The sequence below is a fragment of the Denitrificimonas caeni genome (genome assembly GCF_905120345.1).
Classification (GTDB): Bacteria; Pseudomonadota; Gammaproteobacteria; order Pseudomonadales; family Pseudomonadaceae; genus Denitrificimonas; species Denitrificimonas caeni_A.
This window is the reverse complement of sequence record NZ_CAJHOA010000003.1, coordinates 71,989-91,804: the sequence shown is the minus strand read 5'-3', so window position 1 is coordinate 91,804 and position 19,816 is coordinate 71,989. Positions and strand designations below refer to the sequence as shown.

Below are 19,816 nucleotides of genomic sequence, written 5' to 3'. Positions count from 1 at the left end.
TGGTAACCGCCTTAAACCTGCAAGAACATCACCCCATGCGCAACCAACACTAACGCAGTCACTCTTAATCGCAAGCCAATATAATAATCAGGCCGACTGATATGACTCAGCACAAATAACTCCAGCACATAAAGCGCGATAAACCCCAACGCGACGATCAGTAATGCGATAGACGGAGCAGCTAATAGAAAGGCAAACCAAGCAGCCAGTGTTATAGCATTGGTAGCCAACGCAATGCGTTTAACCTTGAGGCTATCCCTCATCACTTGGCCCCACAAGGTGCCGGCCATAAAACTTAAGATAACCAATCCATAGGTTAAGAACCATTGAGTACCATCAACGCCTAAAAAGAGCTGATTGGATATGCTGATGTAAATGGCTAAAAAGAATGGAGAGGTGCCCAAGTAGGTCAACAATTTAATCAAGTTTGAATGGCTCATAAGGTCACACTCAGCGAAGCTCTTCAGTTATCGCAGCGTACTTGATTGCAGCGTGCCCAAGCAATCAAGCAAATGAATGAGATTGTTTTATTTTATGACGCATTGACGTCGTGAGTGGAAGCAGGCACAAATGGCGAGTTACATAGAGTTATTTACAGGCTCGGCTCACAGGCTCAATAACCACAGCCGACCTCATCGTTCGTTGAGTAGAAAATCGAAACATGCACACTATTTCTAGCGGGTCATGCTGACCACAAGAAATCATCGCATCGATCCTCTATGACTTTTGGGCATCATAACGCACTGGCACTCGGTTATGATGCCCAACATACAGACTGGATAGTTTTACACTTTAACATCCAGTTGCGCGATTGCCCGTTTAGCGATGGCGGACAGTCCTGTGGGGTTTTCATTGGCATAGGTAACAATTATTTGCTTCATGCTGCGCGCCCAAAACTTGTGCAGGTGGTCAGCAGCAACCGCCGCAACGTGTTCGCTGTCACCCTGGTGCAGGTTATTGGCAATGATCTGCTCGAGCATTTTAATTAAGTTGTTTAGTTGCTGATCACTCACAATCGTTCTCCTCAGAACACTCACCACTCTGGGTGTAGATAACGTGGCGCCCGAGCCGGGCAAAGCCGATCAGATTCATACCACTATGACAGGCCTCACGGATAGCCAATGCGGTAGGCGCAGACACCGCGACTAAGGTGCCAATACCGACACTGGCGCTTTTCTGCACCATCTCAAAACTGGCCCGACTGGAAATCAGCGCAAAGCCCTGCGCAAAGGGCTGATCAGCCTGTGCAGCAATGCGCGCACCGATCAGCTTGTCTAAGGCGTTATGGCGACCCACATCTTCACGCGCCAATACAATCTCACCATCGTTAGTGCACCACGCCGCACCGTGGGTGGCACCAGTCTGTATTTGCAAGGGTTGATGTTTTTTCAAATGACGCAAAGCACGCTGAATCACCTCATCAGACGGTAGCGGCTGCGGCGCGACCTGAGGTATGGCTCGTACCACGTGAGCAAGAGACTCGGTGCCACAAAGCCCACAACCGGTGCGGCCGGTCATATTGCGTCGCTGTTCTTTCAAACGCACGAAACAATCACCAGCGATATGCATATTGATGGCGATACCATGATCCTGCGGCTGCACGTCAATACTGAACAGCTGCTCTGGGCGCTGCAGAATACCTTCAGTCAGACTGAAGCCCATAGCGAAGTCTTCCAGATCGCAAGGCGACGCCATCATCACCGCGTGGGATACGCCGTTGTAAACCATAGCCACGGGGATCTCTTCGGCGATGCTATCGCGGTCATGAGAAGGTGCGTCCTGAATGCCACCACGCACATCCACCGGTAGCTCACACACGGGCGACGGTAAACTGTCGCCCGTGGGTGCAGTGGCCATGGTCGCCAGTTCCACGTTATTTAAGAGATGCTGCATGGGCGTTATCCCTATTCTGCATGGCCGGTGCCAACAACGCTTGCTGGCGCTTGTCGAAGCTCTTAAAATCGCGTTGCCATTCCGACGGTTGGCTAACAACTTCCACCTGCACGGCAGTCACCTTGTACTCAGGGCAGTTCGTGGCCCAGTCTGAGTTGTCGGTGGTGATCACGTTGGCACCACTACCCGGATGATGGAAGGTGGTGTAAACCACCCCGGGTAACATGCGTTCGCTGATTTTGGCACGCAATACAGTATGACCAACGCGACTGCTGATACCCAGCCAATCACCGTCTTTTACTCCGCGCAACTCAGCATCGCTAGGGTGCAGTTCCAACAGATCTTCTTCGTGCCAATCGCTATTACTGGTGCGCCGAGTCTGTGCGCCGACGTTATACTGGGACAGAATACGTCCAGTCGTCAGCAGCAATGGGAACCTGCGCGTGGCGCGTTCCTCAGTGGCCAAGTACTCAGTCACTGCAAACCGACCTTTACCGATAGGGAAATCAATCGTGTGCATGGTGGGTGTACCGTCTGGATTCTCGTCATTACAAGGCCATTGAATACTGCCCAATTGCTCCAGCTTATCGTAACTGACACCAGTGAATGTCGGCGTCAGCACAGCAATTTCATCCATAATTTCCGATGGATGATTGTAATGCATGGGGTAACCGAGGGCATTGGACAACGCCATAGTGACTTCCCAGTCCTCCATACCAGCGATCGGCTGCATCACTTTACGCACGCGGTTAATGCGACGTTCGGCGTTAGTAAAGGTACCGTTTTTCTCCAAGAAGGTCGAACCGGGCAGCAGCACGTGAGCGAACTTGGCTGTCTCGTTGAGAAAAATATCTTGCACAATCAGGCAGTCGAGAGATTTCAGCGCCGCTTCGACGTGATGCGTATTAGGGTCTGATTGAGCAATATCTTCACCTTGTACATACAGTGCTCTGAAGGTACCAGCAATGGCTGCATCAAACATATTCGGAATACGCAGACCTGGCTCGTCGTCAATAGTCACGCCCCAGACTGCTTCAAAGCGATGACGTGCCTCTGAATCATTGACATGCTGATAACCCGGCAGCTCATGCGGGAAGGAGCCCATATCACAGGAACCTTGCACGTTATTCTGCCCACGTAGTGGGTTAACACCACCGCCCTCGCGACCAATGTTACCGGTGGCTAACGCCAGATTAGCAATACCCATCACCATGGTCGAACCTTGGCTGTGCTCGGTCACGCCAAGGCCGTAATAGATCGCGCCGTTACCTGCTTGGGCATAAATCCGCGCTGCTTCGCGTACTTTTTCTGCCGGTACACCCGTCACCCCTTCTGTCGCTTCTGGTGAATTTCGCTCTTCAGCGATAAACGTACGCCATGTGTTGTACGCCTCATTATCACAACGGCTGGTGATAAAATCCTGATCTTCCAGCCCTTCGCTGACAATCACATAGGCCAGCGCGTTGACAATGGCTACGTTGGTACCTGGACGCAGGGCCAGATGCAGACCTTCACCACCATGCGGCGTATTAAGGACATCGATACGACGCGGATCAATCACGATCAACTTGGCACCCTGACGCAAACGCTTGCGCATCAGTGACCCGAATACGGGGTGTGCATCGGTGGGGTTGGCACCGATCACCACAATGGTGTCAGCTTTCATGACTGAATCGAATGTTTGCGTACCCGCAGATTCACCCAGCGTAGTTTTCAAACCATAACCGGTAGGTGAGTGACAAACCCGCGCGCAGGTATCGGTATTGTTGTTGCCGAATGCTGCCCGTACTAACTTCTGGACCAGATAGGTTTCTTCGTTAGTACAGCGCGAAGACGTAATACCCCCAATACTTTCACGGCCGTACTGGGCCTGAATGCTTTTGAGCTTGTTCGCCGCAAACGTTAACGCTTCATCCCAAGACACGACTTGCCACGGGTCATTAATCGAGTCGCGGATCATCGGTTCTTTGATGCGATCTTTGTGAGTGGCGTAACCGAAGGCGAAGCGGCCTTTAACACAGGAGTGTCCATGGTTAGCGTCGCCGCCTTTGTACGGCACCATACGCACCACCTGATCACCTTTCATCTCAGCCTTGAACGAGCAACCAACACCACAATAAGCACAGGTGGTGACGACGCTATGCTCGGGCTGACCGGCATCGATGACGCTTTTCTCCATCAATGATGAGGTCGGGCAAGCCTGTACGCAGGCACCACACGAGACACACTCGGAGTCCATAAAGTCTTCACTCTGCCCCGCCGACACGACTGAAGCAAAGCCTCGGCCTTCGATGGTCAAAGCAAAAGTGCCCTGTACTTCCTCACAAGCTCGCACACAGCGGGAGCATACAATGCACTTACTGGGATCAAAACTAAAATAGGGATTGGAACTGTCAGTTTCAGCATGCAGATGATTTTCACCCTCAAAGCCATAGCGCACTTCGCGCAGACCCACCACCCCGGCCACGTCTTGCAATTCGCAGTTGCCATTGGCTGGGCAAGTCAAACAGTCTAGTGGGTGGTCAGAGATGTACAACTCCATAATATTGCGGCGCAGTTTTGCTAATTTTCCAGTTTGTGTGGTGACTGCCATGCCTTCCGCCACGGGTGTGGTGCAGGAGGCTGGATAGCCACGACGGCCTTCAATCTCAACCGCACAGAGACGACAGGAACCGAAAGCTTCGAGATTATCAGAAGCACAGAGCTTGGGAATATTGATGCCCGCCAGTGCCGCGGCACGTAATACTGAGGTGCCTTCTGGAACGGTAATCGCACGGCCATCAACGGCAATCGAGACCAGAGTTTGCGAGACACTGGCCGCAGTACCATAGTCAAAATCAGGGTTCAGAGCGCTTGTGCCTGGCTGGTAATCTTGGGTGTTCGGATTATAATAATGCAACATATCATGCCTCCACTGGGCGCGGGCTGGCCATCAGGTCTTCGGGAAAGTACTTCATCACACTCTGCACTGGGAAAGGCGTCATCCCCCCCATAGCACAAAGCGAGCCGTCCACCATCGTTTCGCACAGCTCAGCCAGAAGCTCCAGATTATCATCACGATTTTCACCGGCGCGGATGCGATCAATCACTTCCACCCCTCTCACCGAGCCGATACGGCAAGGGGTGCATTTTCCGCAGGATTCAACGCTGCAGAACTCCATCGCAAAACGGGCTTGCTCACCCATATCCACAGTGTCATCAAACACCACGACACCACCGTGACCGATACCAGCGCCCAGTTTGGCGAACGCTTCGTAATCCATCGGCGTGTCCCACTGTTCTTCAGGCATATAAGCCATTAACGGACCACCAACCTGCACGGCTCGCATGGGTCGCTCAGTGAACGTACCCTGACCAAAATCTTGCAAAACTTCTTGCAGAGTAACGCCAAAAGCCAACTCAATCAGCCCGCCTTGTTTGATATTACCGGCCAACTGAATAGCCAACGTACCAAGGGAGCGGCCCATGCCATAATCAGCATAGGCTTTACCGCCGTTAGCCATGATGAAGGGTACCGCCGCCAGCGACAGGACATTGTTGACGACCGTCGGCTGGCCAAACAAACCTTTGATCGCGGGTAATGGCGGTTTCGAGCGCACCAATCCACGCTTACCTTCTAGGCTTTCCAATAAAGAGGTTTCTTCACCACAGATATACGCGCCTGCGCCTAATCGCACCTCAAGATGAAAGGCTCGGCCGTTACCGCAGATATTATCGCCAAGATAACCGGCAGCCTCGGCACGACGAATGGCTTCGTTGAGCATCTGTTGCGATAACAAATACTCAGAGCGCACGTAAATATAGCCCTGAGTAGCACCCACTGCCAGACCGGCGATGGCCATACCCTCAATCAACATGTAAGGATCACACTCCATGACTAAGCGGTCAGCAAAAGTACCCGAGTCGCCCTCGTCAGCGTTACAAACAATGTACTTTTGTTGATTGTGCGGCTCATTCAGCACGGTCTGCCATTTGATACCTGCAGGGAATGCTGCACCACCACGACCTCGTAATCCGGAGGTCTTCACTTCATCGACAATGCCCTGCGGGGTCAAGGTAGCGGCATTTTTCAGACCGGAAAAGCCATCATGGGCGAGATAATCTTCAAGAGAAACAGGGTCAGTAATACCAATGCGCGAAAAAGTCAGGCGCTGCTGTCGCTTCAGATAAGGGTGATCTTCAATCACGCCTAAATACAGTGGATGCCCAGACTTACCCTCAAGCATGCCGGCTGCAATCAGCTCTGTTATCTGCTCTGGCTCTACCGGGCCGTAGGCAACACGCCCCTCAGCCGTCATGACCTCCACCAGCGGTTCTAGCCAAAATAAACCGCGAGAACCGTTACGGATGATGTTGATGTCAGTCCCCTGTTTGCTCGCGTGATCGCGGATCTGTTGCGCGACTTGATCAGCACCCAAAGACAGGGCAGTAGTATCACAGGGCACATAAATTGTTATTGTCATGGTTTGCTCCTGCGCTTATTTCAGCTCGATAACGGTAGTGGTCAGTCTGTCCGCTAACTGATCAAATTTTTGTGGACTCATACGACCGTAAACGGTGTTATCCACACTGATTGACGGTCCACAAGCACAATTTCCTAAGCAGTAAACCGGCTCAAGAGTAAATTCATAATCAGCAGTGGTGTTGTGATAATCGACACCCAGTTTCTCCCGAATATGGCTTTCCAGAGCGCGACCACCACGGGCCTGACAAGCTTCAGCACGGCAGACTTGCAAGACATGGCTACCGGCTGGACGCGTCCGGAAGTGGTGATAGAAGCTAATGACACCGTGCACATCAGCACGGGTTTGCTGCATCTCTTGCGCAATAATTGGTACCGCGCCTTCCGGTATGTAACCAATCCGGTCCTGAATGGCGTGCAGGATGGGCAAAAGAGCACCGGGTTTGTGTTTCAATGCAGACACTTCATGCCGGATCATGTCAGGGTTCCAATCCCCACCGCCGGTAACGGGCATAGCGGCCACTTGATGGCTAACGCTCTCTGACATATGCATATCTATTCCTACCTATTTTTATTCTGATACAGTAATGGCGCTAAGTTAGCACCTCATTCACAGCCACGGAATATGAACTATCATGCATAACAAGAAACTGACCATATCTCCTGCATGGATTTTCCGAACCGATACCGATGAACTCTTCGAGCCGATATTGTTGCATCTGCTAGAAAACATTCGTGACAGCGGAAAACTCACCCACGCAGCAGCAGCCGCTGGAATATCCTACCGCCATGCTTGGAACCTCCTTAAACGTGGTGCCGATATCTTTGGTCTACCCCTCGTTGAGATGCGCAAAGGTCATGGTTCGACTCTTTCCACTCTGGGTGAAAAACTACTGTGGGCAGATCAGCGAGTCAAAGCACGTCTGGGACCAGAACTTGAGAGCATGGCCTCCGAGCTGAATGATCAGATACGCCAGCTGATGGTTGGTACTCAGCCGATGCTGCGTTTACACGCCAGTCACGGCTATTCCGTTGCTCTGCTGCCAGAATTTTCTGAACAGATCAAAATCAATCTACAGTACCGCAACCCTAAAGAGGCTCTATCAGCACTGAACCGTGGCGAGTGCGACCTGGCCAGCTTCCATGTGCCCACCGACCCACTCCTAGCTAAGCAGATTCTCAGTCACTATCAACATTTTCTTGCCGACAACCAACATCAGGTGATCCGCTTTGTCACCCGCAGTGAAGGGCTGATGTTACGCAAGGGCTGTCATGACGATGTGCGTACCTTGCAAGACTTAAGTGCTTCACGACTGAGTTTTATTGGCCGTAATCGCGACTCAGGAACCCGTCTCCTGTTCAACCTACTGCTCAAACAACAAGGCCTAAGCGAAGACAGCATCAACCGCTCGTCACAACAGGAGTATACCCACACGGCAATCGCTGCATTTGTGGCCTCGGGTATGGCTGATGTGGGTTTTGGTATCCAAACAGCTGCCGACCAATTTGGTCTCAATTTTATCGAACTGGCTCGCGAACACTATTTATTACTGTTCCGCAAAGATCGCTTGCCAGCCGATACACTCGCACCACTGCTCAAGCTAATACGCTCACAGCCTTTTATTGAACGCATCGGCAACATTGCCGGTTACGCACCTGACAACCCTGGTGAGATCACTACGTTTGAGCAACTCATCGCCGAAGACACCTGAGTGTTCAGCACAACAACGCCAGAACCTTTGTATTGATCATGCCCTGATGAGTGCTTTAAATGTACAGTGTTCTTATTCAACAAAGTCATACGCCTTAAAAGCTTGGAGTACGTTTTATGAACACATTTTTGCTCATAATCCAGAACGCCAATGCAAGTCCTATCTAGTGTTGCTCACTAAAGAGTCTGCCGCTGTTGGACCCGTATAATGCCGAGCCAACTGATCAAAATGATCTCGATGAGAAAAAGTAGAAATAATATGCTTATCGATGAGTGTGGGTGCAGCTAACGCTGAATGCTCCTTATAGGTATCAAGTAAGGACTGATAGGTCGCGCTGACAGCTTTCTCGAAAGGCGTATGACCACGCATATACACCCGCACACCACGCGCCGCTAATGCGTCGTAACCACCTAACTGATTATCACCATAACTGATGATCATAACCGGTACAGTCGTTACCTCTCGAATAGCGGCTAACGTTGCGGGGTTGGTCAGACCGAAGGCACAAATAGCATCAACTCCGGCTTGGGTATAACTTTTCACACGCCCAAGAATCGCAGTCAATGGCTGGCTGTCGTCGGTTGGTGTACGGGCAATCACCACCATACTGTTATCTTGCCGAGCACTTAACGCGGCTTCGAGCTTACAGGTCGCTTCCGCAACCGAAACCATAGACGCTAGAGGATGATGGGGGCTGGGCAAAACCGTATCTTCAATGGTGATCCCGGCGGCGCCAGCAAACTCCAGTTCCTGCACCAATCGTGTGACATTCAAAGCATTACCGTAACCACTATCACCGTCCACGATCACCGGCAATGCAGACGCACGACAAACACGTTGAGCATGAGCGACCAGTTCGCTCAGCGTCAGTAGGGAAATATCCGGAACTCCCAGTTGCATTAACGAACTGATCGAGCCTCCAAGAATGCCAACATTAAAACCAATATTTTCTGCCATTCGAGCGGATAACGGATCAAATACCGACGCACAAGGACTGCACACACTGCCCTCAAGTACTGCTCTGAGCTTTTCCCGAGAGATACTCATAGTGACAGTCCTTTAACATGGCTCTGAAGCCAACGCGCCGTTTGCAACAACGAATCATCATCACGGGCTTTGCCAATAAGCTGAACACCCAGTGGCAATCCTGCTGCGTTGGTTAGACCCGGTAAAGTAACCACCGGCAAACCCATCGCTTGCCAAGGGCGGCTCATATAAGGTTTACCGGTAGCGGCCAATCCTACTGGCGCAGCTCCGGGGGCTGCGGGAGCGAGGATGGCGTCGATATCTGGATCTTGATGCCACAACCAACGTGCAGTCTTACTAATATTAAGCAACGCCGCAAGGTAGTCAGCTCGTGAAATGTTGGCACCTTCATGCAACAGACCGCAGAAAGACTCACTTAAGGTTTCTGGGTGTTGGCGTTCAGTTGCTAGATTACGGTACACCTCATAGGCCATAACCGTTTCATGGTTACCCACTAAACGTTTGATCAGATCGCAACTGTCCAGTTCTGGGGTTTCGATACCTTGCTGTTGTAATTGCGCAACCAGCTCAGCCATTGCCGCATTCATATCCTCATCAGTATCTCCCACATTACTGCCAGGACAGACCAGAATGCGCTTAGGCTTCATCGGCTCATCGCTATTCACATCGGTATTACTCAGCAATACCGAACGCAACAACACGATGTCATCCACCGAGCGTGCGAAAACCCCCAGTGAATCTAACGATTGCGAGAGTGGCTGGATACCTCGGGATGAAAACTCTCCGTAGCTGCCCACGTAACCAACGGTACCGCAATAGGCTGCTGGACGAATCACTGAAGCAGCGGTTTGCGACCCGAGAGCCGCAGGAACCATATAATCGGCAACCGCCGCCGCCGAACCACTGGATGATCCGCCCGGTGTGTGTCCAAGGTTTTTCGGGTTAGCCGTCACGCCCGGCTGAAAATAGGCAAATTCGGTAGTGACAGTTTTACCTAGCACAACACCACCAGCCTGCTGAAGCAACGCTACACAACTGGCGTCGTCGACCGGTTGGCGTCCTACATGGAGCCTAGAGCCCATTTCAGTCGGCATAGCAGCAGTATCAATTGTATCTTTGATACCCACCGGCAAACCTTTCAGACGACTGCCTTTAAAGAAGGCTTCATTGGCATGGTACGCATGCAAATACTGCTCACGCGTTAACGAATACTGCCATGCAGCAACCTGTGGCTCTCGAGCGTCGATCTGATCGTAGCAGGCATTAATAATCGCTTCTGCAGTGCTGTCACCACTTTCAATAGCTTTAATGGCTTCGACCAAGCTGAGTTGATTCAAGAGTTTGTCTGTCATAATCCTGCCTCGCTCAGCACCTGCTCAAAAAAGGCGGCAGGAATATCGACGACTCCGCCACCAATTCGACCAGCTTCTCCTGTTGTTTCAATCATGCCTAACAAAATAAGAGGACTACTGGCATTGGCCGCAGCCGAACGGGCATTAGTCGCACCAGCACGCCCACCAAAACCCGTGATAGGGCCTGATAATACTTTTTCAGGCCGCGTCAACGCATCGTCTGGTAAGTATGCTTTAAGATTCGCAAAGGATTGCTCGGCGGTATTCAACACTTGGCCGCCCAGCCCCATAAAATCCACCACCGCACTGTCGCCAATCGCGCCGAGTGCTGTGCGTCCAGCATGAGCAGCTTCAATAGCACCCTGTAGAGCAGGCGCGGCAGTAATAATCCACTGCCCCGGCTGCGCGGCTACCTGAACACCAAACTCAATACCGTTACCGCCAGCACGCGTAATCAGCGAAGATCCGGCAACACCTTCTGCAGCAGCCATCATCAGGCTGCATGCGGCCATCCACACATTCAGCGCGAAGGCGAGTGACTCGTTTAAAAATGCATCAATATCGTCAGGGATTGCATCCTTTGACTGCTGTCGCAACTCGGTAGCAATCAATGCCGATCCGGCCATAGTACGGCCATGACAATCATCCCCTTGCGCCAAAGCTGCCTTAATAATCGGCAACAAGAGCATCGGTTTTTGCAAACGCTTACCGACCCAATCCGCAAACTCGGTATTGAGCCAGGTCAAATGACGGGGCAGTTGCGGATTCATTACACCCAAACGGGTGCAATGCACCATGCCCTCATTAAACACTGAATACTTACGTGCCTCGGGGTTACGGGCATCGCTCACCACCAACAATTGCATAGAGGGCGATACCACACCGGCTAACGGTACAACAATATTGTGATCTTGTGCTGCGGCAACCGTAATCGCGCCGCTCATAATCAGATCCAAGGCGTCAGACCGCTCTGCGGCCCAGCCTTCGTAAATCGCGCCGATACACAGTGAGTTTAAAACCGGCTCTGGAATATGCTCTACATCACTGAACGGAGGCCCAGCGTGCAACAAAACTTTACCCGTTTTTCCCAGTATATCTTGCACCTGGCACAAACCTATCCATTGCGGCTCACACGCTGCAACTTTGTCAAACGCCACTGAATCAGCACGATTATTTAACATTATTGTTATACCTATAGTTATTAGTTAGATAAAAGGTTTCAGGACATCTGCACCCAGCTTTCACTGCTCGCCAAGGCAGCTGAAAGAGCACGGCGATCAAGGAAGTCACGTTCTATTGGCTGACCTTCCAGCGCTTTTCCATTCACCTCAACTCGAGCACTGCTCGCAGCTTGGAACACACAGAACATTTCATGCTTACCCGTCTGCGTCTCAGCCGGTGGCAACGCCACAGCAAATGGCTCGTTAAGACCTTCCCAGACCAGGTTAACGGTTATATTCTTGCTCGTGGAATGAGCCGATTCGATATGCTGCTTCGGATAGTCTGCTTCGGTCTTAAAGGTAGCGTCTGCAATGTATTCCATGTTCTGCAAAGAAACGGCTTTACGGAATAATGCGAAGTGCGAGAGGAAGTCTTTAACCAAATAACGAGACAATTCCAGGTTATCAGTCAGACATACGCGAATGGCGTTGGCATCTTCAAGCTGATATGGGTTTTCAAGAACAATAATAGCTTCGCCACGACCGTAATCCGATGCGGCGATACGGAAATATACAGACAATGATGTCCAATCTCCTTCGGGATCGGTTTTCATATAAATGAAGGGGTTATCACCGGTCCAATCGACTTTACCAGTACGTATAGATTTCATTTCAGATACTCCTACCATTTTTATTAATAATTCTTAGTTACTTATTTTGACTGTTCTTTGCTTGGGCTCGTAACTCATCAAAATTGGACGTTGGCTGCCAGCCCAACAGTTCTTTAGCATCACGATTGCTAAAAATAGATGCTCGTGGGTTTTGCTGATACAAGCGCGGATTAGCAATGGTTGGCAATGGTCCGATCACGTCTTGATACCACTCTAGAGTTGGCTTAGGGTGTGAGGTATCGTCGGCACTCAGGAAGAAAGTCCCGTAACGCAATCCTTCAGTTTTCAATGCGGCGTCAAATGCGCTCGCAACATCCTCGCCAGTCACATAGTAAAAAAGCCAATGGCGATCAGCAGCGTCGACGAACTTAATGTAATCATCAAGCGTTTCGTTCAGTACCACAGCAAGAGGTCGTAAACAGATAACGTCCATATCGGTACCGTCGACAAAGCTCTTCGCCATCTGCTCCATAACCAGCTTACTAACGCTATAGGCCTGTACAGGCTTATTGTCATGACGCTCATTTACCGGCAGATACTCCGGCGTCCAGTCAATGCGCATCTCGGACAATCCGCAGGCAGAAATACTAGAACACAGCACCACTTTTTTAACGCCCATCTCAGCAGCAGCTTGCAGCACGTGCCAAGTACCGCGCACGTTAATATTAATGTACTGCTCGTCTGGCGCCTTCCAGTCAAAATCAATCGCAGCCAAGTGCACTACAGCATCAGCGCCTTTAAAAGCAGCTCGCAACTCATCAAGTTCCATCACGTTGGCTTGAACGTATTCAGCCTCTGCATTACCAGCCACTAGGTCGGCAATCACCACGTCATAATCTTTTAATAGCTGGCGCACGACGTAACTGCCAACCCGGCCAGATCCACCGGTTACTACTACTCGCTTAATTGACATTAGTTTTTCTCCAGATAATTCATTACGTACATCCGGCCTCAGAGATCCAGCACCAACTCGTCGGTAAACGCTCGCGATACACAGACCATCATGTAATTATTGTCCGCTCGTTCTTCTTCAGAGAGCACAGAGTCACGGTGATCTGGAATGCCTGACAACACGCCGGTTTCACACGTGCCACACACACCATCGCGACAGGAACACTTTATTCTGATGCCCTTATCTCTCAAGGTCTCAAGGATAGAATGCCCTTCCGCTATATGAATACGCTCGCCGGTACTATTAATCACTACGTCGAAAGAACCACTCTGGTCAAGCGCGGCATCGCTGGCGGCAAAACGCTCAATGGTTAAACTCCAGCCAGCATCTTTCTGTTCAGCATGAATTTTTTCCAAGGCATCGAGTAATGGTTTCGGACCACAGGAGTAGACGGCTGTTTCCGAATCGCAAGTGCTTAACAATTCATTCAGATCACAGTAACCATCTTCAACATCGCCGTTCAGACGTATCCGACTGCTGTCGTATCCGGTAAATCGATCCAGATACACCATACGGCCACGTTCTCTGGATAAATACACCAGGCGCCAGTCAAGACCTTCGTTATTTGCCTGTTGAATCATCGGTAGAATCGGGGTAATACCAATACCGCCGGCGATAAACAGTATTTTTTTATCAGATTTGAAAGGGAAATGATTACGCGGTATAGAAACCTGAACCACATCCCCTTCTTTGATTTTTTCATGAATATATTGGGAACCACCACGACCCTTTTGCTCTCGCAAAATGGCCAACTCCCAGTTATCCGTACAGGTGTAGTCACCGCACAAAGAGTAGTGACGCAACATAACGGCGTCCTGATCGGTACCGCTGCCTGTATTCAGCTGTACTTCAACGTGTGCACCAGGCTTCCAGTCCGGTAGTGGCGAACCGTCTAGAGTAACCAGCGTTAATCCGACAATGTCTTCGTTCAGCTGTTTTCGGCCAGCCACTTTGACTGTGATTTGTTTGTTATTAGCCATAAACACACTCCGGGTGCCGTAAACACTGCAAAGACACCATTGATTCTGGGGGTAACAATTAAGCAGACTCGCAGATTAAACGAGCCTGCTTAATAGCTTTGTTAGCCAACCTTGGCTGATGCAGAAGTGTCCTGCGCTCGTACAGCCGCATCCTCAGCACGGTATTTATCAATCAGCCACTTCTGTAGTCGATGAATAACTTGCTCTTTAGACGTCAGACGACCGCGCGTAGCAAAACTAGACTCCATTCCGGCCTGAGTTCTTCTCCACGCAAACAGATCCTCTTCCATAACCGGCCACAGGTCGGTATGTTCCTGCTCGTAGTTTTTCTTGAAATCATCGCGCGCTAGAGTACTTTCAGGATACAACCAAGAAACTCCGTAAAAGGTCTGTTTTGGACCCGCAGGTAACCAGATAAAATATTTAACCTTATCGGGCATAGCGACGATAAACATATTAGGTGCGACGGTAATATAACTGAGACGCTTACGCTCTTCGTCCGTCAGCCCTGGTAATGGTGGCTGCAGAATCGTGCCTGTATTGGTCGGTGCTGCATCGATATGAGTACTGAGCAAGTCATACGAAACGATACCTTTTGAGCCATCGTTATAAATCGAGGCCTCGTCTACTGCTGAAGGCGGTAGCGGGTACATCTCTCCCCACGATGAGGCATGCAGATAGCCGCAGTGGTAGCACTCGTCGTTGAAAATTTTCCAGTTCCAGTCAAAGGTTTGCATTTCCAATGGCTCTGGACCGCGCATCTCTGCCAAACCATAGTTTTTGATCTGCTCACCCAGATGGCCTAAACGATCTTGCAGCGATGGAATCGTTTCATCAAAGGTTATGAAAATAAACCCTTCCCACATATCAGTGCGAATCTTGGGCAAGCACACGTCTTTTACATCGAAATCTTCTTCAACATCACTCAAACCTGGTGCTGTAACTAAATCACCTTTAGTGCTGTATACCCATGCGTGCAATGGACACTGCAGACGACGGGTATTACCACGACCTTCAAGAATCAACATGCCTTTATGCTGGCACACGTTAGACATTACGTTGACAGCACCACTACGATCACGAATAACGATCAACGGATCATTGCCAATGGTAATAGTGTTGTAGTCACCCGCATTAGGAATTTCATTCGCGCGACCAACACAAATCCAGTCACTGCGCCAAACAGCATTTAACTCAAATTCATAAAACTCTTTAGACCAATACAACTCAGGAGGCAAAGAAAAAATTGGCGTACCTTTTTCGTCAGGATAACTTATATTGAACTCTTCCATTGGAATCGGACTTATTGTTTTTTTAATATTCATATCAATTAAACTCCCGTGAGGATCAACGCTTTCTTATTAGTTTTTTTCACAACCAGATGGCTCTTAACAACGTTCATTCTTGTCATATGTCATATTGTCAGAGCGTCGACGCATGGAGAAGCAAGTAGATTTCAAGGCTGAGTGAGTAAACCTCAGCATGCATCGATATTGGCTCACAAATAGATTGTGGTACCGTAAGTCTCGAATAATTAACAAGAAATGGCTGTCAGACTATGAGTAAAAAGCAACTGTTCCGACTTGATCACATCATGATTCGGGTATCTGATTTGGAAAAGTCTCTGGATTTTTATATTCGTATTATGGGTATGAAAGTTTTACGGCAGAATGAGTATTCAGAAGGCCGCTTCACCAACACTTTTATTGGCTATGGTCCTGAGAATGAAACCACGACACTGGAACTGACCTATAACTGGGACACCAACGCACCCTATGAAAAAGGCGCGGGGTATGGGCACATTGCTTTTAATGTTGATAACGTAAAAGACGCAATGGCCTACCTCGAAGCGGAAGGGGTTACTATCCGCAGCCCGGCTAAACCGATGAACCACGGCACACGTATGCTAGGTTTTATTTATGATCCAGACGGTTATATCATCGAGTTAAACGAGCCTATATCCCAATAAAAAAAACAGCGATCAATGATCGCTGTTTTTATACTGTTGTCACTGTGCGTATTCAGAATATATTTTTATTGCGGGTAATGTTTTCCTGTCGGCACAACATACACAGGGATCTTTGAACCTCGAATCACGCGCTGTGTTTTAGCACTTTGCATGCCGGCACGGTTTTCGCTGCCCATCACGATCACATCCGCCCCCTCATTGACAGCAACTTCCAGAATCGTCTCATCGTAACGTCCGGTTACCACAAGCTGGCGTATAACCACTCCGCTGTATCGATCCATTTCTTTACTTTCGTCGCTCATGATGTCATGAATTCGTGCCTTCATTTTCTCCATGACTCGACTCACACCTTTATCATGAACCTCTTCAATAAGCTCTGCAGGTAAATACTCCTTAATCAGCGCTTCACCCATAAGCCCAACAGGTTTGATGATATGTAACATAATCAACTCGGCATTATTAATGTATGCCAACTGTAGCGCGTAACGATACACATGCCGTGTATAGGGGCCGAGAGATGTGGTGTACAGCACCGTGTTAATTTTTGGCATATTCATAAGGTTTGTCCTCTATTGATCATCATGACATCAGCTGCGGTAAGAACAGAACAATGCTTGGGAACAAGCTGACCAGCAAAACGACGAGACACATCAGCAAGAAAAACGGGAATGCAGCCTTCACAATAGTGCCGATTGGTTCGCCCGTTAGTCCTTGAAGAATAAACAGGTTAAACCCTACTGGTGGTGTCATCTGCGCCAACTCAATCATCAATACAAGAAACACGCCGTACCAGATCGGATCAAAGCCTGCAGACAAAATCAGCGGCAGAGTGATCGGTAAGCTCATTACGATGATAGAGATACCATCCAGGAAGAAACCAAGAACGACATAGAATAACGCTAGAATCAGCAACAGTCCGTACGGAGAAAGCCCCATACCCTCAATCAGCACAACTAACTGAGCAGGAATATGCAAATAGCCAATGGTGGTTGACAACAGTGCCGCTGCAATCAGGATAGAACACACCATACAAGACGTACGGATAGCACCCATAGCTGCGTCAATGATGATTTTCCATGAGAAGCTGCGCATGAAAACCGTTAACAGAATAGTTACCACAACACCCACTGCTGCGGCTTCTGATGGCGTAGCGATACCCGCATAAATACTACCCAGCACCATTACAATCAGAACGACAATCGGAAACAGGTTACCCAATCCATTGATGCACTCTTTAATACTAAACGGCTCAGCATCTCGGGGTGCCAACGATGGATTAATAACACAACGAATAATGATGTACATGGAGTAAACAAACGCCACCAGCAATCCAGGCAAAATACCTGCAGCGAAAAGCTTGGCAATGGATACTTCAGCCATCACACCGTAAATAATCATGACGATTGAAGGCGGAATCAACAAGCCAAGACTACCTGCACCGGCCAGCGAACCAATAGACAGAGATTGACTGTAGTTACGCTCCCGCAGCGCAGAGGTGGTGATCTTCCCAACCGTAGCAGTGGTCGCCGATGTAGAACCACTCACCGCCGCAAACAACGTACAACCCAAGATATTAGTGTGCAGAAGACGGCCCGGCATCCATTGCACCAATGGCGCTAAACCACGGAACAGACGGTCGGAGATATCCGTACGGAAAATAATCTCGCCCATCCATATAAATAACGGGATAGCTGACAACTCCCAAGCACTGGAACTGCGCCACATAATAGATTTGGCAATAATCCCAATACGGTCCATCGGAAAGTCGACAAGGACTGCCAGACTAACGATTGAAACCAGTATTAACCCTGAAAACACCCAAATCCCAAGACCAAGGAAAAGTATAATCAGCAACAGCATGAAGCCCATACTTAATAGAACGTCCATAGTCATTTACCTTTTTTATTGTTCAGACATTAATTTGCTGCCAGACACCAAGCGCAATACATAAGCCAACATCTGAATAACAAATATAATCAGACCGATTAAGGCTAATGATTCAGGAATCCATAATGGGACTTGAGCAATCGTTTCACTGGTTGAACCGCGCTCAAAGTTACGACTTACACTTTTCCAGAAATAGCTGGCTACGAAAGAGCACATCACCAAGGTAATGACCACGCAGCTAATTTCTACTAATTTACGTAGAATGTTGCTACGAATTTTAAGCAGGACAAAGTTCACTCTGATCAGTACATTATTTTCAAAGGTATGACCCAAGGCTAAAAAGGTCATGGCGGCAACACCATAACCAACAAACTCATCCAGTACGTAAGTCGATGTACTGAAGAAATATCGAAGTGCTATCTCTGTCATAATATGCAAAGTCATCCCGATCATAAGGATGACAGCGCCAATGGCCCCAGCCGTTGAAAGCCGACTCGCAACAACAGAAAATCCAGATGCAAATGTGCATAAGAATTTCATAAAGAGATTATTCATAACTTGGTCATCCCGTTTATTAACAATCACAAAAGATCATTTTGATGCGCTCTGGACTCGACTCTCCCGCCATTAACAGCAGACTGGACGAATCTTATCCAGAGTCACATCAGGCTCTAAGCTTATTGAGCAGTGCTGATAGAATCTTGATAAGCGCTTAGGATCTTAGGACCATTAGGACCCATTTTTTTAGTCCAAGACTCAATGACAGGAATTGCTGCATCCTTCATTTCTTTACGGAAATCTTCTGGAACCTCGCTCACGATTGTTACACCGCGACGCTCTGCTTCCTCATAGCTTTTACGGATAACTTCATTGGCATTACTCCACAGCTGGTCTTCGGTTTCCTTGGCTGCAGCGGTTACTGCTGCTTGCAGTTCCGGAGTCAAATCCTCCCAAACATCTCTGTTCATCGTAACCAGATTGATGGTGCTGTCGTAGTTAATCGCAGTGAAGTGCGTGACGTAATCGTTGAAGCTAGAGCTCAGTCCAGACTCAATAGAGGTCAGTACCGCATTAATTCCACCCGTACTTAACTGTGGAACAATATCGGCCCAACTCAATTGGATAGGTGCGGAACCCATACTGCGGAACACCATGGTGCCATTGGCATCGTAGGTGCGCATTTTCAGGTTATCGATAGTGCTATGGCTCACCAGTGGTTCCTTGCCCCAGATACCACTTGATGGCCATGGAGAAGAATACAACAAACGCTGATTAAACTTGGCGAGTACGCGATCATAGTCCTGGCGAGCAGCGTCAAACAATTTACGCGCTTCATCAGCGTTAGAGCTCAGAAACGGCAGAGATGACAATAAGAAAATCGGATCAACGCCACCCAGTGGAGGAATAAAGGTATTAGCAACCTGAACGATACCATCACCTACCGCATCCAGCTGATCTTTGGATTTCAAACCCAAAGCACCACCGAAGTGGTGGGAAATTTTAATTTGACCAGCGCTTTTCTCTTTCAACAGCGTCGAGAAGGTTTTATCTCCTCGTCCTTGGACTGAGGTTGATGGATATTCGTTTGGCATATCCCAAACCATTTCAGCCGCGACTACGGAATTGACATGGGTCAAGGACAAAGTTAGCGAAAGACCTAAAATAGCACTTGTTGTTTTTATCATTATTTTTCTCCACTCGCTTGCGCATAATTATTGTAATTAGAAAGCAGTGATGAACACTCACGGCTTTTTTATATATTGTCACAAACAAACACAACAAGAATGAAGC

The 19,816-nt window shown here is 49.0% G+C and carries 19 protein-coding genes; 2 read left to right on the top strand and 17 right to left on the bottom strand.

The features are described 5' to 3' along the window. Positions 1–11: 11 nt before the first annotated feature. The 6 genes from JYJ62_RS06585 to JYJ62_RS06560 all read right to left on the bottom strand — a co-directional run bounded on the left by JYJ62_RS06585 (position 12) and on the right by JYJ62_RS06560 (position 6,908). Positions 12–440, bottom strand: coding sequence for a DUF3429 domain-containing protein (locus JYJ62_RS06585; protein WP_205341417.1), 429 nt, complete (start codon positions 438–440; stop codon positions 12–14). Positions 441–785: 345 nt separating this feature from the next. Beyond that, positions 786–1,013 carry a formate dehydrogenase subunit delta gene (locus JYJ62_RS06580; RefSeq protein WP_205341416.1) on the bottom strand — a complete coding sequence of 76 codons (228 nt, stop codon included), beginning with the start codon at positions 1,011–1,013 and terminating at the stop codon, positions 786–788. Continuing rightward, complete coding sequence (gene fdhD, locus JYJ62_RS06575; protein ID WP_205341415.1) at positions 1,006–1,893, bottom strand: formate dehydrogenase accessory sulfurtransferase FdhD; 888 nt, start codon at positions 1,891–1,893, stop codon at positions 1,006–1,008. Before fdhD ends, JYJ62_RS06580 begins: the two co-directional genes overlap by 8 nt. Continuing rightward, positions 1,874–4,795, bottom strand: coding sequence for a formate dehydrogenase subunit alpha (gene fdhF / locus JYJ62_RS06570; protein ID WP_205341414.1), 2,922 nt, complete (start codon positions 4,793–4,795; stop codon positions 1,874–1,876). The genes fdhD and fdhF overlap by 20 nt, the downstream gene beginning before the upstream one ends. 1 nt (position 4,796) lies before the next feature. Continuing rightward, complete coding sequence (locus tag JYJ62_RS06565; RefSeq protein WP_205341413.1) at positions 4,797–6,356, bottom strand: formate dehydrogenase beta subunit; 1,560 nt, start codon at positions 6,354–6,356, stop codon at positions 4,797–4,799. A gap of 15 nt (positions 6,357–6,371) precedes the next feature. Next, positions 6,372–6,908 (bottom strand): formate dehydrogenase subunit gamma, encoded by a 537-nt coding sequence (locus tag JYJ62_RS06560; protein WP_420042820.1) that lies wholly within the window; start codon positions 6,906–6,908, stop codon positions 6,372–6,374. An 82-nt stretch (positions 6,909–6,990) separates the two neighbouring features. Here JYJ62_RS06560 and JYJ62_RS06555 point away from each other — a divergent pair, with 82 nt between their 5' ends. Continuing rightward, positions 6,991–8,067: a substrate-binding domain-containing protein gene (locus tag JYJ62_RS06555; RefSeq protein ID WP_205341412.1), complete on the top strand. Its 1,077-nt coding sequence runs from the start codon at positions 6,991–6,993 to the stop codon at positions 8,065–8,067. Positions 8,068–8,226: 159 nt separating this feature from the next. Here JYJ62_RS06555 and JYJ62_RS06550 read toward each other — a convergent pair whose 3' ends face one another. The 7 genes from JYJ62_RS06550 to JYJ62_RS06520 all read right to left on the bottom strand — a co-directional run bounded on the left by JYJ62_RS06550 (position 8,227) and on the right by JYJ62_RS06520 (position 15,494). After that, positions 8,227–9,114 (bottom strand): isocitrate lyase/PEP mutase family protein, encoded by an 888-nt coding sequence (locus tag JYJ62_RS06550; RefSeq protein WP_205341411.1) that lies wholly within the window; start codon positions 9,112–9,114, stop codon positions 8,227–8,229. Beyond that, positions 9,111–10,406, bottom strand: a complete 1,296-nt coding sequence (locus tag JYJ62_RS06545; protein WP_205341410.1) for an amidase — start codon at positions 10,404–10,406, stop codon at positions 9,111–9,113. Before JYJ62_RS06545 ends, JYJ62_RS06550 begins: the two co-directional genes overlap by 4 nt. Continuing rightward, complete coding sequence (locus tag JYJ62_RS06540) at positions 10,403–11,587, bottom strand: DUF1116 domain-containing protein (RefSeq protein WP_205341409.1); 1,185 nt, start codon at positions 11,585–11,587, stop codon at positions 10,403–10,405. Before JYJ62_RS06540 ends, JYJ62_RS06545 begins: the two co-directional genes overlap by 4 nt. Before the next feature lie 38 nt (positions 11,588–11,625). Continuing rightward, positions 11,626–12,237 carry a hypothetical protein gene (locus JYJ62_RS06535; protein WP_205341408.1) on the bottom strand — a complete coding sequence of 204 codons (612 nt, stop codon included), beginning with the start codon at positions 12,235–12,237 and terminating at the stop codon, positions 11,626–11,628. 37 nt (positions 12,238–12,274) lie between these two features. Further along, the gene (locus JYJ62_RS06530) at positions 12,275–13,150 is read right to left on the bottom strand and encodes an NAD-dependent epimerase/dehydratase family protein (RefSeq protein ID WP_205341407.1); all 876 of its coding nucleotides are present in this window, start codon (positions 13,148–13,150) and stop codon (positions 12,275–12,277) included. A gap of 38 nt (positions 13,151–13,188) precedes the next feature. Continuing rightward, positions 13,189–14,169: a PDR/VanB family oxidoreductase gene (locus tag JYJ62_RS06525; RefSeq protein WP_205341406.1), complete on the bottom strand. Its 981-nt coding sequence runs from the start codon at positions 14,167–14,169 to the stop codon at positions 13,189–13,191. Between the two features lie 101 nt (positions 14,170–14,270). Next, positions 14,271–15,494, bottom strand: a complete 1,224-nt coding sequence (locus tag JYJ62_RS06520) for an aromatic ring-hydroxylating oxygenase subunit alpha (RefSeq protein ID WP_205341405.1) — start codon at positions 15,492–15,494, stop codon at positions 14,271–14,273. 233 nt (positions 15,495–15,727) lie between these two features. Between JYJ62_RS06520 and gloA the strand changes: the two genes are divergently transcribed. Then, on the top strand, positions 15,728–16,138 hold the full coding sequence (gene gloA / locus JYJ62_RS06515) for a lactoylglutathione lyase (RefSeq protein WP_205341404.1): 411 nt from the start codon (positions 15,728–15,730) through the stop codon (positions 16,136–16,138). Positions 16,139–16,203: 65 nt separating this feature from the next. Here gloA and JYJ62_RS06510 read toward each other — a convergent pair whose 3' ends face one another. The 4 genes from JYJ62_RS06510 to JYJ62_RS06495 form a co-directional block, all read right to left on the bottom strand. Beyond that, positions 16,204–16,695 carry a universal stress protein gene (locus JYJ62_RS06510; protein WP_205341403.1) on the bottom strand — a complete coding sequence of 164 codons (492 nt, stop codon included), beginning with the start codon at positions 16,693–16,695 and terminating at the stop codon, positions 16,204–16,206. 22 nt (positions 16,696–16,717) lie between these two features. Beyond that, a complete protein-coding gene (locus JYJ62_RS06505) occupies positions 16,718–18,025 on the bottom strand; it encodes a TRAP transporter large permease (protein ID WP_205341402.1) in 1,308 nt (435 codons plus the stop codon). 15 nt (positions 18,026–18,040) lie between these two features. Then, positions 18,041–18,469 (bottom strand): TRAP transporter small permease subunit, encoded by a 429-nt coding sequence (locus tag JYJ62_RS06500; RefSeq protein WP_269751406.1) that lies wholly within the window; start codon positions 18,467–18,469, stop codon positions 18,041–18,043. A 233-nt stretch (positions 18,470–18,702) separates the two neighbouring features. Beyond that, positions 18,703–19,710 (bottom strand): TRAP transporter substrate-binding protein, encoded by a 1,008-nt coding sequence (locus tag JYJ62_RS06495; RefSeq protein WP_205341400.1) that lies wholly within the window; start codon positions 19,708–19,710, stop codon positions 18,703–18,705. Positions 19,711–19,816 lie beyond the last annotated feature (106 nt).

Coding starts and splice junctions, on each gene's coding strand:
- JYJ62_RS06585 (WP_205341417.1), bottom strand. CDS start 440: ATGAGCCATTCAAACTTGATTAAATTGTTGACCTACTTGGGCACCTCT.
- fdhD (WP_205341415.1), bottom strand. CDS start 1,893: ATGCAGCATCTCTTAAATAACGTGGAACTGGCGACCATGGCCACTGCA.
- fdhF (WP_205341414.1), bottom strand. CDS start 4,795: ATGTTGCATTATTATAATCCGAACACCCAAGATTACCAGCCAGGCACA.
- JYJ62_RS06565 (WP_205341413.1), bottom strand. CDS start 6,356: ATGACAATAACAATTTATGTGCCCTGTGATACTACTGCCCTGTCTTTG.
- JYJ62_RS06560 (WP_420042820.1), bottom strand. CDS start 6,908: ATGCATATGTCAGAGAGCGTTAGCCATCAAGTGGCCGCTATGCCCGTT.
- JYJ62_RS06555 (WP_205341412.1), top strand. CDS start 6,991: ATGCATAACAAGAAACTGACCATATCTCCTGCATGGATTTTCCGAACC.
- JYJ62_RS06550 (WP_205341411.1), bottom strand. CDS start 9,114: ATGAGTATCTCTCGGGAAAAGCTCAGAGCAGTACTTGAGGGCAGTGTG.
- JYJ62_RS06545 (WP_205341410.1), bottom strand. CDS start 10,406: ATGACAGACAAACTCTTGAATCAACTCAGCTTGGTCGAAGCCATTAAA.
- JYJ62_RS06540 (WP_205341409.1), bottom strand. CDS start 11,587: ATGTTAAATAATCGTGCTGATTCAGTGGCGTTTGACAAAGTTGCAGCG.
- JYJ62_RS06535 (WP_205341408.1), bottom strand. CDS start 12,237: ATGAAATCTATACGTACTGGTAAAGTCGATTGGACCGGTGATAACCCC.
- JYJ62_RS06530 (WP_205341407.1), bottom strand. CDS start 13,150: ATGTCAATTAAGCGAGTAGTAGTAACCGGTGGATCTGGCCGGGTTGGC.
- JYJ62_RS06525 (WP_205341406.1), bottom strand. CDS start 14,169: ATGGCTAATAACAAACAAATCACAGTCAAAGTGGCTGGCCGAAAACAG.
- JYJ62_RS06520 (WP_205341405.1), bottom strand. CDS start 15,494: ATGAATATTAAAAAAACAATAAGTCCGATTCCAATGGAAGAGTTCAAT.
- gloA (WP_205341404.1), top strand. CDS start 15,728: ATGAGTAAAAAGCAACTGTTCCGACTTGATCACATCATGATTCGGGTA.
- JYJ62_RS06510 (WP_205341403.1), bottom strand. CDS start 16,695: ATGAATATGCCAAAAATTAACACGGTGCTGTACACCACATCTCTCGGC.
- JYJ62_RS06505 (WP_205341402.1), bottom strand. CDS start 18,025: ATGGACGTTCTATTAAGTATGGGCTTCATGCTGTTGCTGATTATACTT.
- JYJ62_RS06500 (WP_269751406.1), bottom strand. CDS start 18,469: ATGACTTTGCATATTATGACAGAGATAGCACTTCGATATTTCTTCAGT.
- JYJ62_RS06495 (WP_205341400.1), bottom strand. CDS start 19,710: ATGATAAAAACAACAAGTGCTATTTTAGGTCTTTCGCTAACTTTGTCC.